Consider the following 13,324-nt stretch of genomic DNA (forward strand, 5'->3'; position numbering starts at 1 on the left):
GCCCGAACTTGTTGTTTCGGCTGCTTTCATCCGGAGGCTACGCCCGGATTTCCGGAAAGTAAACAAGTTCGGGCACGATGCGGACACAATCAGGCTTCTGTAGGGGTGCGGCACGGATACGCGCACGGGAAAGGGCCCGGCACCTGAGGCCTGATGCCTGAGGTGCCGGGCCCTGCTCCACCGCGCCCTGCTCAGCCGACGAGGACCTTCTCCTGCTCGTCCTCCACCGCATCTTCCGGCTCGGGCACCGCGGCGGCCCTCCCCGGCAACGCGAACATCACCACGAAGATCAGGCCCATCAGCCCGGCCACCCACCCCAGCGCGTTCTGGAAGCCGTCCACGAACGCCGGGCCCACCTCGCTCGGCGTCAGCCGGTCCCCCATCGTGCCGAAGAACACCACCGACACCAGCCCGAGCCCCAGCGCGTTGCCCATCTGCTGCACGGTGTTGATCAGCCCGGACGCAGATCCGGCGTGCTCCCTCGGCACCTCCGACAGCACCGCGTCCGTCAGCGGGGCGACGATCAGGCCCATGCCGGCGCCCATGACGACCAGGGGCAACGCCATCTGCCAGGGGGCGATGGACAGGCCGTACCGGCCCGACTCCCAGATGTAGAGCAGCACGCCCAGGCCCATCACCAGCGCGCCCGCCTGGAGCACCTTGCGGCCGAAGCGCGGGGTCAGTTTCTGGACGGACATGCCGGCCGCCACCGACACCGCGATCGAGAACGGCACGCCGGTCAGCCCGGCCTTCAGCGGGCTCCAGCCGAGCCCGTACTGCATGTACAGCGTCCACACCAGGAAGAAGATCCCGAGCCCGACCCCGAAGACGGTCTGTACGGCGATGCCCGCGGCGAAGCTCTTCACCTTGAACAGGGACAGCTCGACCAGCGGGGAGCCGTCGATCCGGGTCTTCCGCTTCTCGTACGCCACCAGCGCGCCGAACACGACGAGCGCGCCCGCCATCGACACGTACCCCCACAGCGGCCAGCCCAGCTCGCGCCCGCGCGTCAGCGGGTAGAGCAGCATCAGCAGGCCCAGGGTCACCAGGGCGACGCCGACCAGGTCCAGCTTGAGGGCGCGCGGGGCCTTGGACTCGGTGATGTAGCGGCGGCCGAGGATCAGGCCCGCGATGCCCACCGGCAGGTTGATCAGGAAGATCGGCCGCCATTCGAGGCCGAACAGGTTCCACTCCGTCAGCAGCGCGCCCAGCAGGGGGCCGGACACCGCGCCCAGGCCCACGATCGCGCCGAAGAGGCCGAACACCTTGCCGCGTTCGTGCGCCGGGAAGGTCGCGTGGACGATCGACAGGACCTGCGGCACCATCATCGCCGCCATCGCACCCTGGAGGATGCGGGAGGCGACCAGCATCTCCGGGTTCGCGGCGAAGCCGCAGAGGGCGGAGGCCAGGGTGAAACCGCCTATCCCGACGAGGAAGAGCCGCTTGCGGCCGTGGATGTCGCCCAGACGTCCGCCGGTGACGAGGCCTGCGGCGAAGGCGAGCGCGTATCCGGCGGTGATCCACTGGATCTGGCTGAAGGAAGCGCCGGCCTCGCGCTGGATCGACGGGATCGCGATGTTGACGATCGTGACGTCGACGAGGTCCATGAAGGCCGCGGTCATCACGATGGCGAGGGCGAGCCAGCGCCGCCTGTCAGGTACGGCTGTTGATGTCTCGGTGGAGTTCATGGCTTCACGCTAGGACCCCACTAGGTCAGATCCTGTCCTAGTGGTACGGCATCCTCGTACCCATGACGACGGACACCCCGGCCCGGCTCCTCCAGCTCCTCTCGCTTCTCCAGACGCCCCGCGAGTGGCCCGGCGGCGAGCTGGCCGACCGGCTCGGGGTGTCGCGGCGCACCGTGCGGCGGGACATCGACCGGCTGCGGGAACTCGGTTATCCCGTGCAGGCGAGCAAGGGGTCCGACGGCGGGTACCGGCTGGTCGCGGGCAAGGCGCTGCCACCGTTGGTGCTCGACGACGAGGAGGCGGTGGCCATCGCGGTCGGGCTGCGGGCGGGCGCCGGGCACGCGGTCGAGGGGCTGGACGAGGCGTCCGTACGGGCGCTGGCCAAGCTGGAGCAGGTCCTGCCGTCCCGGCTGCGCCGCCGCGTGTCCACCCTCCAGGCCGCGACCACCCCGCTGACCAGCGGGGACGGCGCGGTCATCGCGCCCGAGACGCTGACCGTGATGGCCTCGGCGGTGGCCGGGCAGGAGCGGCTGCGGTTCGCCTACCGTGCCAAGGACGGTACGGCGACGAAGCGGCTGACCGAGCCGTACCGGCTGGTGTCGACCGACCGCCGCTGGTATCTCGTCGCGTACGACCTCGACCGCGCCGACTGGCGCACCTTCCGCGTCGACCGGGTCGCCGACCCCTTCGCGACAGGCGCCCGCTTCGCCCCGCGCGAGCTGCCGACGGGCGACGCGGCGGAGTATCTGCGCCGGTCGATCCATGTCCGGCGGGAGGAGTACGCGTTCGAGGCGACGTTCGCCGCCCCGGCCGCGTTTGTCGCCGCCCGCGTCCCGGCCTGGCTCGGCACCCCCGAGCCCCTCGACGAGCACAGCTGCCGCATCCGCTCCTCGACCGGCGACGCGGTGGAGTGGCTGGCGGTACGGCTAGCGTCGGTCGACTGCGCCTTCACGGTCCGGGAACCGCCCGAACTGGTGCAGAGGGTACGGGAGTTGGGGGAACGTCTGACCCGGGCGGCGACGGGGAGCTGACCTCGGCGGCCCACCGGGACCGACACCTCAGGAACTCGCGCGCCAGAAGCCGGCGCCGCTGCACGGACGCGAACCCGAACTGGTCGGCCAGGCACAGCAGTCGAGGCGCCCCGACCCGGGCGGCGGCGGGCAGCCGACCGACAGCCCTCCAGAACCCGGGCCACAGAAACCGACCCCGCTCCACGACCCGGACCGGCCGCCAGACACGGAAGCCGCGCCGCACCCGACCTGCGCGGCGGTCCTCAAGAACCCGCCCCTCAGGGCCCGCGCCTCAGAAGTCGACGCCGCTCCACTAACGCGAACCCGAACCGGCCGACCAGGCACAGGAGTCGAGACGCCCCGACCCGGGCGGCGGCAGGCAGCCGACCGGCACCCTCCAGAACGCCTCGAAACCGGCCCCGCTCCACGAACCCGGCCGGCCGACAGACACGGAAGCCGAGGCGCGCCCGACCCAGACGGCGGGCAGCCGACCGGCGGCCCTCAAGAACCCGTCCCTCGGGACTCGCGCCTCCTCAGGGCTCGCGTCTCAAGAACTCGCGCCGCTCCACGGAAAGTCCCGCAGCGTCCCCAAGTTGCGTACCGCCAGTGCCGCCGGGCCCGTCGGGCCGTCGGCCGGGGTGTCTCCGGCCGCCCAGGTCTCGAAGGCGACGCGTACGGCGGCGCCGGCGACGGCGGCCGTGAAGCGGGCGTCGGGCGAGTCGGCCGGGCCCGCGCCCCGGGAGGCCAGCGCCTCGGCGAGCGCGCGTTCCGAGGTCCGGCACCGTTCCGCCCACACCCGCAGCAGGGCGGGGCTCTCCTCGGCCAGCCGGAGCAGGGTGCGGGCCCAGTCCAGGGCGCCCGGCGGGACCCCGGCGCCGGGGGTCAGCACATGCCGTGCCGCGTGCTCCAGGGCCTGCGGGACGGACAGCGCGGCCGGCGCCTCGCGCACCGTGTCCGCCCAGTGCTCCATGCCCGCGCCGAACAGGGGCCCGACGGCCTCCTCCTTGGTGGCGAAGTAGCGGTAGAACGTGCGCGGCGCGACCCCGGCCGCCTGGGCGATGTCCTCGGCGCGGGTGGCCCGCAGCCCGTCGGTCACGAAGAGCTTCGCCGCCACCCGGGCGATCTCCATCCGCGTCGCGTACTTGCGCCGCTCGGTGAGCGAACCGGAGAAGCTGGAGGAACCGGAGGAACCGGAGATATCGGGGTGGGACACGGACGCCAGGTTATGCCGCTGTGGCACAATCTGCCATCCGGCGGGCCACCCCGGGGTTCAGGTACGGGGTGCCCCGCCCTTGAGCGAACGAGCCGTCGGGCGGAGGCAGAAGTGAGCCGGGCTCCGGTACCTGGGGGGGGTTAGGTACCGAAGCCCGGCTTGGGAAGGTTCCGACGCTGGGGGGGGTTGCGTCGGAACCTGGCTCAGGGGGTCCAGGGCGTTACCACCCGGACCCGGAAGTCCTGGGCCCTGAGGTCTTGTGCCCCGGACCCGCTGGTTTGAAGCAGCGTGACACCGCTATCTTTGCGCGGCCCCCCGCCACCCCGCGCACGCGACCCCCAACAGTCGTACGCCGAGGGCGCGCGCCACACACAATCGCGCCCCCATGGCGCGCCCGTTAGGGGCGCGGGGAACTGCGCGACCAGCCCCCACCGGGCCCGCAGCCGAAGAACCACGCACCCAACGGAGTTACGCCGCCGCGTCGAACCCGGTGTCCCGAGCCAACTTCTTCAGTTCGAGCAACGCATGCTTCTCGATCTGCCGAATCCGCTCCCGGGTCAGCCCGTGCTCCTTGCCGACCTCCGTCAGCGTCCGCTCGCGCCCGTCGTCGATGCCGTACCGCATCTTGATGATGGACGCCGTGCGCTGGTCGAGGCGGCCGATCAGGTCGTCCAGTTCCTCGCTGCGCAGCAGCGTCAGCACGGACTGCTCCGGCGACACCGCCGACGTGTCCTCCAGGAGGTCGCCGAACTGCGTCTCGCCCTCGTCGTCCACGGACATGTTCAGGGAGACCGGGTCGCGGGCCCAGTCCAGGACGTCGATCACACGCTCCGGCGTCGAGTCCAGTTCGGCGGCGATCTCCGCCGGCTCCGGGTCCCGGCCGTTCTTGCGGTTGAACTCGCGCTGCACGCGGCGGATCCGGCCCAGTTCCTCGACCAGATGGACGGGGAGGCGGATCGTGCGCGACTGGTCGGCTATGGAGCGGGTGATGGCCTGACGGATCCACCAGGTGGCGTACGTCGAGAACTTGAAGCCCTTGCGGTAGTCGAACTTCTCGACCGCGCGCACCAGGCCGGCGTTGCCCTCCTGGATCAGGTCGAGAAGGGGCAGGCCGCTGCGGGGGTAGCGGCGCGCCACGGCGACGACCAGCCGGAGGTTGGACCGGATGAAGACGTCCTTGGCCCGCTCGGCCTCGGCGACCAGCGCCTCCAGCTCCTCGACGGTGGCGTCCGCCTTGGCCTCTGTCTCGCCGTCGAGGATCTGGCGTGCGAACACACCAGCCTCGATGGTCTGCGACAGCTCGACCTCCTTCGCGGCGTCGAGCAGCGGGGTCCGCGCTATCTCGTCCAAGTACATGCCGACCAGGTCGCGGTCGGCGATCTCGCCGCCATGGGCGCGAACACTGCGTGCGCCGCCGACGGATCCGCCGGTGGCGGACGACGTACGACGGGCGACGGCACGGGTTGCCATGCGTGCTCCCTTGCGATGGTAGGTCAGCGGGTGGTCCTGGTTGTTCCTCTTTGTCGCTGAACGCTCAGCACACTCCTCGTGTGCCCGGCATCCGAAGGAAACAACGACTGGAATCAGGACAGAATTCCCACCGCGCCCTCCTATTTTTCTGATCTTGCAGTACCCTATGCCGCGCGCAAAGGAGGCGTGATGCCGTCGGAACATGCAGAGGTGCAGGTCAGGCCGGGAGTCGAGGCTGATCTCACAGCTCTCACCGACCTCTACAACCACTACGTGCGCGAGACACCCACCACGTTCGACACCAAGGTCTTCACACCGGAAGAGCGCCGGCCTTGGCTGCTCTCCTACCCTGAAGACGGCCCACATCGCCTGATGGTTGCCACAGAGGTGGACTCACAGCGGATTCTGGGGTACGCCACATCCGGCGCCTTCCGAGCGAAGCCGGCGTACGGCACCACGGTGGAGGTCACCGTCTATCTCGCCCCGGACGCGGGCGGGCGCGGCGTGGGCACCCTGCTCTACAAGGCCCTCTTCGCGGCCCTGGCCGGAGAGGACGTGCACCGCGCGCTGGCCGGCATCGTGCCGCCGAACGAGGCGTCCGTGCGGCTGCACGAACGTTTCGGGTTCCGGTACGTCGGGACGTACCACGAGGTGGGCCGCAAGTTCGGCCGGTACTGGGACGTGGCCTGGTACGAGAAGGAACTCTGAGGCCGTCGGTGAACCCTCCCCCGTGGCCCTTCCGGCCCCCGGGCAGCTGCCCGAAGGGGCCGAATACCGACCTACGAGGTCAGCCGAACTGCACCGACCGCTTGGCCATCCCCAGCCAGAAGCCGTCGATGACCGACCTCTGGGAGTCCAGCTCGCCGGCGACGTCGGCCGCGCCCATCGTCACGAAGAGCGGGGCGAAGTGCTCGGTGCGCGGGTGGGCGTACTTGCCGGCGGGAGCCTTGTTCAGGAAGTCCAGCAGGCCGTCCACGTCCCGTGTCTCCAGCGCCCGGCGGCCCCAGTCGTCGAACTCGCTCGACCAGGTCGGTACACCGGGGCCCGAGTGCCGCAGCGCGGCCAGGTTGTGGGTGAAGAAGCCCGAGCCGACGATCAGCACACCCTCGTCGCGCAGCGGCGCGAGCTTGCGGCCGATGTCCATCAGCTTCACCGGGTCGAGGGTAGGCATGGAGATCTGGAGGACAGGGATGTCCGCCTCGGGGAACATCTCCACCAGGGGGACGTACGCGCCGTGGTCGAGACCGCGGTCGGGGACGTCCTGGACGGGGATTCCGGGGGCCCGCAGCAGCTTCCGTACGGACTCGGCGAGTTCGGGCGCGCCCGGGGCGGCGTACTCGACCTGGTAGTAGTGCTCCGGGAAGCCCCAGAAGTCGTAGACGAGGGGGATCGTTTCGATGGCGCCGATGGCGAGCGGGGCCTCTTCCCAGTGGGCGGAGACCATCAGGATCGCCTTGGGGCGGGGCAGGTCGGCCGACCAGGCGGCGAGCTGGCCGGGCCAGATCGGATCGTCCGCCAGCGGGGGTGCGCCGTGACTGAGGTAGAGCGCGGGCATGCGCTCCTGGGTGGCGGCGGACATGACTGCTGCTCCCTTCGGTTACCCGAGACAAGCTCTCCTTCAAGTCTGCATCTTGAAGTCTCAAGCTTCTCGCATACTGAACATACATCGTTTTGGTTTAAAATTCAAGGACGGGGAACGTAGAGTGGAGTACATGAACACGGCATCTACATCCGACGAGGAGCCCCGCTGGCTCACCGACGAGGAACAGCGCACCTGGCGCGCCTACATGCACGCCGTCACCCTGCTGGAGGACCACCTCGACCGCCAGCTCCAGCGCGACGCCGGTATGCCGCACGTCTACTACGGCCTGCTCGTCGGTCTCGGCGAGGCCACCGACGGGCGGCTGCGCATGACCGAACTGGCGATGAAGGCCAAGATCACCCGCTCCCGGCTCTCGCACGCGATCGCCCGGCTGGAGAAGAACGGCTGGGTGCGGCGCGAGGACTGCCCCTCGGACAAGCGCGGCCAGTTCGCGGTCCTGACCGACCAGGGCCAGGAGGTGCTCCGGCGCACCGCGCCGGGCCATGTGACCGCCGTACGCCAGGCGCTGTTCGACCGGATCAGCGACGAGCAGCGCAAGACGCTCCACGAGGTCATGGAGATCGTCGCCCAGGGCCTTCAGCCGCAGGACGCGGGCGCGGATCTGCCCTGGCTCCGCTGAGCGGAACCAGGGCAGATCCTGGAGTCGTACGTCACGAGGCGTCCCCACCCCGCGTGACGTACGCAGTGGCCCGAAGGGGTAATGCGGGGACGGCCGCCGGGGTCAGTGGGCGACCACCGGGACCTTGAACTCCTCCTCAGCATCCTCGCCGCTGACCGAACTCATGTCCGGGCGGCCGGCGTTGATGAAGGTGAAGGCGATCGCGGAGGCGGCGACCAGGATGCCGACGGCGAACCAGATGGCGCTGGTGTAGCCCTCGACCATGCCCTTCAGCTGGACCAGCTGCTGCTGGGAGCGGGAGGACGCGCCGCCGATGTGGTCGGAGATGTACGAGGTCGTCGCCGAGGCGGCGATGGTGTTCAGCAGGGCCGTACCGATCGCGCCGCCGACCTGCTGCGAGGTGTTGACCATCGCGGAGGCGACACCGGAGTCACGCGGCTCGACGCCCAGCGTGGCCAGGGACATGGCCGGCATGAACGCCGTCCCCATGCCGAGACCGAGCAGGAGCATCGCCGGCAGGAGCAGGGCCGCGTACGAGGAGCCGATCTCCATCTGGGTCAGCAGCAGCATGCCGAGCGCGGCGAGCAGGAAGCCCGGGCCCATCAGCAGCCGCGCCGGGACGCGGGTCATCAGTCGGGCGCCGATCTGCGTGGAGCCCGTGATCATGCCCGCGATCATCGGCAGGAAGGCGAAGCCGGTCTTGACCGGCGAGTAGCCCTTGACGATCTGCAGGTAGTAGGTGAGGAAGAGGAACAGGCCGAACATCGCGATGATCGCGAGGCCGAGCGAGAGGTAGACGCCGCCGCGGTTGCGCTCGGTGATGACGCGCAGGGGCAGCAGCGGGGCCTTGACCCTGGCCTCGACGAACACGAAGGCCGCGAGGAGCACCACCGAGGTGACGAACATGCCGATGGTCAGGGAGTCGCTCCAGCCCTCGGACTCGGCGCGCGTGAAGCCGTAGACGAGGGAGACCAGACCGAGGGTGGACAGGACGACGCCCGGGATGTCGAGCGGCGAGCGGTTGCGGCTGCCGGACGGCTCACGGATGACGAAGTACGCGCCGAGGGCGGCGACGATCGCGAACGGGATGTTCACGAAGAACGTCCAGCGCCAGTCCAGGTACTCGGTGAGGAAGCCGCCGAGGATCAGACCGACGGCACCGCCACCACCGGCGATGGCGCCGTAGATGCCGAACGCCTTGGCGCGCTCCTTGGCGTCGGTGAACATCACCGCGAGCAGGGAGAGCGCGGCGGGCGCGAGCAGTGCGCCGAAGGCACCCTGCAGGGCGCGGGAGCCGAGGAGCATCGCCTCGTTCGTCGCGGCGCCGCCCAGGGCGGAGGCCGCGGCGAAGCCGATCAGACCGGTGACGAAGGTGTTCTTGCGGCCCCAGATGTCGGCGATCCGGCCGCCGAAGAGCAGCAGTCCGCCGAAGGCGAGGGCGTAGGCCGTGATGACCCACTGCCGGTTGCCGTCCGAGATCCCCAGGTCCTGCTGGGCGGAGGGCAGGGCGATGTTCACGATGGTCGCGTCGAGCACGACCATCAGCTGGGCGAGCGCTATGAAGGTCAGCGCCTTCCAACGGTTCGAATCGGGAGCCGGCGCCTTGGTGGCGGCAGCCTGGGCTGTTTCAGACATGGGGATACCCACTTCGGGACTTCGTGACGGAAGAAGGACGTGAAGGAACGCGAAAGGGACGCGAAAGGGACGTGAAGGGGAACGGGAAGGAGGAAAGGGGAGCGGAGAAGTTACGGAGAGAGGGTCAGGTCGCCGTCAGGGCCGGCGCAGGTCCTCCATCGTCGCGGCCGTGCCGGGGAGCACGGAGGGGGCCGGGGCCCGCAGACCGTCCAGGAACAGTTGCAGGTGCCGGTGCACGAAGGGGTCCATGCTCATGCACCCCGTGCCCGCCGGAGGACGGCTGAGCTGGGCCACGACGACCATCACGTCGCCGACGCCCACGTCGGTGCGGAGCTGACCGGCCGCCTTCGCCCGGTCCATGATCTCTTCGGTGAGCTGTTCGACCCGCTCCCGCGCCGCCTCCAGATCAGGGTGACGCTGGTCGAAGGTGCTGGCCATCATCGGGCAGAGCGCGCTGATCCGTTCGTCGGCGGTGACGTGCACGAAGCGCTCCAGCGCCGCGAAGGCGTCGCCGGTCTCGACGAGGGCGAGTTCGGCCGCCTCGGACATACGGTCCATGACCGAGCAGACGACCTCCCGGGCCAGGGCCTCCCGGTCCGGGAAGTTGCGGTACACCGTGGCATTGCCGACGCCGGCCCGGCGGGCGATCTCGTCGATCGGCACCTCGGGGCCGAACTCGACGAACATCTCGCGGGCGGCGGTGACGATCCGCTCCCGGTTGCGCAGGGCGTCGGCGCGGGGCCGGGTCACCTTCTGCACGGGGATCGCGGTCTGCACGGCGTACTCCTTCATGAACGGCGCGTTCTTGATGAACGTGGTGTTGCGATCCGGGGAGACAGTCCCCGTTTCGCTCGGACACATGGCTAAACGGGGAAACGATCCCCGGTTATTTCCCGCATCCGAAGAGATTCCATGTGACCTGGGTCACATCGGATCCATGCGGGTACCCACGATCGGTCTCCTCCAGCGCGCGCTCCCGCCGACCTCGACACAGGGTGATCGGAAGGGTGCAGTCCGAGACCGGCGGCTGCCGTGGCGCGAAGGGTCCGTGCATGCAGCAGCCGACCAGCCGTCGTCGGATACGCCCGCCGGGCACCCCGCGCCCCCGCCGGGTGGCCGCCCTGGTGTCCGTGGCCGCGCTGACCCTCGCGGTCAGCACCTCGGCCGGGACCGGACAGTTCACCAGGGGTTCCACGACGGCCGCGGGCTCGGTCCCGCTGGCCCGCTCCGCCCAGCTCAGCCCCTGTGTGCTCAGGGGTGGCCTCGGTGTCCAGATGTCCGAGGGAATGCCCACCCCGGCCGGCTACTCCCGCTCCACCGGTACCGTCCGCGCGCTGAACCTGATGGTCGACTTCTCCGACGCCCCCGGCCAGGGCAGCGCCCTCGACCGGCTCGCGGAGTTCTTCCCGCAGACCCGGGACTGGTTCGCCACCAGCTCCTACGGCCGCCTCGACTACCGCCCCGAGGCCCCCGTCGACACCTGGCTGCGGATGCCCCGGTCCTTCCGCTCGTACGGCATACAGCGCGGCGCCCCCTTCGACCCCGGCTACCGCAGACTCGTCCAGGACATCGTGGCCGCGGCCGACCCGAAGGTCGACTTCCGCTCGTACGACCTGCTGAACGTGCTGGTCACCCCGAACGCGGGCCCCTCCGCCCTGGACACCGTCCTGTCCGTCACCTTCGCCGGGAACAGGGAGGCGCCGGTCGCGGACGGGGTGCCCGTCGCCAACGCGTCCTTCGTCTACTCCCGGCAGGACGACGGCTCGGGGTCGTACGACACCACGGGCTACCGCGTCCTGCCGCACGAGAACGGCCATGTGTTCGGGCTGCCCGACCTCTACACACAGCACGGCGGGGGCGCGGTCGGGCACTGGGACATCATGAGCGAGGACTGGGGGGCCAACAACGACCTGCTCGGCTGGCACAAGTGGAAGCTCGGCTGGCTGGACCCCTCGCAGGTCGGGTGCGCGGTGGCGGCCGGGACGAGCGAGTACACGCTCACCCCGCTGGCCCGTCCCGGCGGCGCGAAACTGGTCTTCGTGCCCATCAGCTCCCGTACGGGGTACGCCGTCGAGCTGCGCACGCGCGAGGGCAACGACGAGACGGTGTGCCGCCCTGGCGTGCTGATCTACAAGGTCGACGCGAACGTCGACACGGGCCGTGGCCCGGTCACGGTGTACGACTCCCGCCGGGACAGCGGCGGCTGCACGCGCAGCCCGAACGTCCACGCGGAACTCTCCGACGCGCCCTTCGCCCCCGGCGAGTCCTTCACGGACCCGAGGCGGAGCATCCGGATCACCGTGGCGAGCGCTGACCTCGACGGGAACCACCGGGTGGCGATCACCCGGAGCTAGGGGCCGTCCCGTAGGGGTGGGTGGCGGGCGCACGGCCGGCGGTTCCGTACGGGCATTACGGTGAGCCCATGATTGACCCCGTCCCCGACCAGGTGTCCGCCCCCGCTCCCGTGCCCGCCGAGGCGGTCGCCCCGCTGATGCGCGGGATCGCCGTGCTGCGGCAGCTGACGGAGGCGGGCGGGACGCTGAGCCTGAGCGGTCTTGAGCGGGCGACCGGGCTGGCCCGTTCGACGGTCGACCGGATCACGGCGACGCTGGCGCGCATGGGGTACGTCCGTCTCGACGGCCGGGACGCGGTTCTCACCCCTCGGCTGATGGAACTCGGCAACGCCTATCTGGCCGCGCTCCGGCTGCCCGCCCTGCTCGACGCGCACGCGGACGCCCTCGCCGACGAGCTGGACGAGTCGGTGTCGCTGGCGGTCGGCGACCGGGACGGCATCCGCTTCATCCACCAGGCGACCCGCCGCCGCGCGATGTCCCTCAGCTTCCGCATCGGCGACCTCCTCCCCGCCGAACGCACCGCCCCCGGCCCGCTGTTCGCCACCGAGTGGACGCCCGCCGACTGGCGGCGCTGGCACGAACGCCGGGCGACGGACCCGACCGACCTGGGCTTCCCGGCGGTACCGCCGCGCACCTCGGACGCCTCGGACGCCGACTTCGAGGCGTACGTCGAACGGGCCCGCGCCGACGGCTGGGCACTGGACGACCAGCTGATCGAGCCGGGGCTGGTCGCGGTCTCCGTACCCGTACGGGACCCCCGTACGGGCCGGGTGGCCTGTGTCGCGAGCGTGGTGAGCCACACGAGCCGCCGCACGGCGACCGACCTGCGCGAGGAGCTGCTGCCGCGCCTCAGGTCGACGGTGACGGCGATGGAGGCCGAACTACGGCAGCGGCCGACCTCGGAGCCACCGGCGCCCCCCTCGGGCCTGGCGGTCTGGACCGGGGCCTCGAAGCAGGAACTGGGCCGGGAGTTCATCGAGTCCCTGGCCAGGGGCCTGACCGTCCTGACGGCCTTCGGCGAGTCCCGCGCCGAGCTGACCCTGACGGAGGTCGCGCGGGCGACGGGCCTGGCGAGGGCGACCGCCCGCCGGGCCCTGATCACCTACGAGCACCTCGGATACGTGGAGTCGCAGGGCCGGACCTTCACCCTCACCCCCCGGGTCCTGTCCCTCGGCTTCCCGCCCCTCTCCCGCACCTCCCTGCCCGAGATCGCCTCCCCGCACCTGGCCGAACTCGCGGGCCGCGTACAGGAGTCGGCGTCCCTGGCGGTCCTCACGGCGGCGGAGATCCAGTACACGGCACGGGTGGCGACGCGACGCATCATGAGCGCCAACATCACGGTCGGCACGCGCCTCCCGGCGTACCCCACCTCGATGGGCCGCGTCCTCCTGGCCGACGCACCGGACGAACCCGTCACGGGCGTACTGGCGGAGGTACGGAAGCAGGGGTACGCCCTGGTCAACGAGGAGCTGGAGGAGGGCCTGCGCTCGATCGCGGTCCCGGTCCGCGACCGCACGGGCCGGGTGGTCGCGGCAGTGAGCGTGGAGATGCACACGACCCGCCGCACGGCAGAACAGTGCGTGGAGGAGATCCTCCCCGAACTACACGGAACGGCGACCCGGATCGAGGGGGAACTGAGGACGGCGGGACGGTTCACCAGGGTGCCGCTGGCGTAGGGGTCGCCGGGTCGCGCCCTTTAGGGGCGCGGGGAACTGCGCGACCAGCCCCCACC

At 70.7% G+C, this 13,324-nt stretch carries 11 protein-coding genes; 5 read left to right on the forward strand and 6 right to left on the reverse strand.

The window, feature by feature from the left end; translation table 11 throughout:
- Positions 1-191 precede the first annotated feature (191 nt).
- A complete protein-coding gene (locus ACFYXF_RS26965) occupies positions 192-1,688 on the reverse strand; it encodes an MFS transporter (RefSeq protein ID WP_389353088.1) in 1,497 nt (498 codons plus the stop codon).
- 62 nt (positions 1,689-1,750) lie between these two features.
- On the opposite strand from ACFYXF_RS26965, the gene ACFYXF_RS26970 reads away from it, so the two are divergent.
- Complete coding sequence (locus ACFYXF_RS26970; RefSeq protein ID WP_389353090.1) at positions 1,751-2,719, forward strand: helix-turn-helix transcriptional regulator; 969 nt, start codon at positions 1,751-1,753, stop codon at positions 2,717-2,719.
- Positions 2,720-3,245: 526 nt separating this feature from the next.
- On the opposite strand, the gene ACFYXF_RS26975 is transcribed toward ACFYXF_RS26970, so the two are convergent.
- Positions 3,246-3,911, reverse strand: a complete 666-nt coding sequence (locus tag ACFYXF_RS26975) for a TetR/AcrR family transcriptional regulator (protein WP_389353091.1) — start codon at positions 3,909-3,911, stop codon at positions 3,246-3,248.
- Positions 3,912-4,379: 468 nt separating this feature from the next.
- Positions 4,380-5,381 (reverse strand): RNA polymerase sigma factor RpoD/SigA, encoded by a 1,002-nt coding sequence (locus tag ACFYXF_RS26980; RefSeq protein ID WP_369035166.1) that lies wholly within the window; start codon positions 5,379-5,381, stop codon positions 4,380-4,382.
- 189 nt (positions 5,382-5,570) lie between these two features.
- Here ACFYXF_RS26980 and ACFYXF_RS26985 point away from each other — a divergent pair, with 189 nt between their 5' ends.
- On the forward strand, positions 5,571-6,089 hold the full coding sequence (locus tag ACFYXF_RS26985) for a GNAT family N-acetyltransferase (protein WP_389353094.1): 519 nt from the start codon (positions 5,571-5,573) through the stop codon (positions 6,087-6,089).
- A gap of 79 nt (positions 6,090-6,168) precedes the next feature.
- Here ACFYXF_RS26985 and ACFYXF_RS26990 read toward each other — a convergent pair whose 3' ends face one another.
- Entirely contained in the window at positions 6,169-6,960 is a 792-nt protein-coding gene (locus ACFYXF_RS26990) for a DODA-type extradiol aromatic ring-opening family dioxygenase (protein WP_389353096.1), read from the reverse strand.
- 133 nt (positions 6,961-7,093) lie between these two features.
- On the opposite strand from ACFYXF_RS26990, the gene ACFYXF_RS26995 reads away from it, so the two are divergent.
- Positions 7,094-7,603, forward strand: a complete 510-nt coding sequence (locus ACFYXF_RS26995) for a MarR family winged helix-turn-helix transcriptional regulator (protein WP_389353098.1) — start codon at positions 7,094-7,096, stop codon at positions 7,601-7,603.
- Between the two features lie 102 nt (positions 7,604-7,705).
- On the opposite strand, the gene ACFYXF_RS27000 is transcribed toward ACFYXF_RS26995, so the two are convergent.
- Positions 7,706-9,238, reverse strand: a complete 1,533-nt coding sequence (locus ACFYXF_RS27000; protein ID WP_389353100.1) for an MFS transporter — start codon at positions 9,236-9,238, stop codon at positions 7,706-7,708.
- A 135-nt stretch (positions 9,239-9,373) separates the two neighbouring features.
- Positions 9,374-10,015: a TetR/AcrR family transcriptional regulator gene (locus ACFYXF_RS27005; RefSeq protein ID WP_389353102.1), complete on the reverse strand. Its 642-nt coding sequence runs from the start codon at positions 10,013-10,015 to the stop codon at positions 9,374-9,376.
- A 275-nt stretch (positions 10,016-10,290) separates the two neighbouring features.
- On the opposite strand from ACFYXF_RS27005, the gene ACFYXF_RS27010 reads away from it, so the two are divergent.
- Together ACFYXF_RS27010 and ACFYXF_RS27015 are read left to right on the forward strand one after the other, a co-directional pair.
- Positions 10,291-11,592 (forward strand): M6 family metalloprotease domain-containing protein, encoded by a 1,302-nt coding sequence (locus ACFYXF_RS27010; RefSeq protein ID WP_389353104.1) that lies wholly within the window; start codon positions 10,291-10,293, stop codon positions 11,590-11,592.
- 68 nt (positions 11,593-11,660) lie between these two features.
- Positions 11,661-13,268, forward strand: a complete 1,608-nt coding sequence (locus ACFYXF_RS27015; protein WP_389353106.1) for an IclR family transcriptional regulator C-terminal domain-containing protein — start codon at positions 11,661-11,663, stop codon at positions 13,266-13,268.
- Positions 13,269-13,324: the final 56 nt, after the last annotated feature.

It is taken from the genome of Streptomyces sp. NPDC002680, assembly GCF_042889145.1.
GTDB lineage: Bacteria > Actinomycetota > Actinomycetes > Streptomycetales > Streptomycetaceae > Streptomyces > Streptomyces adonidis.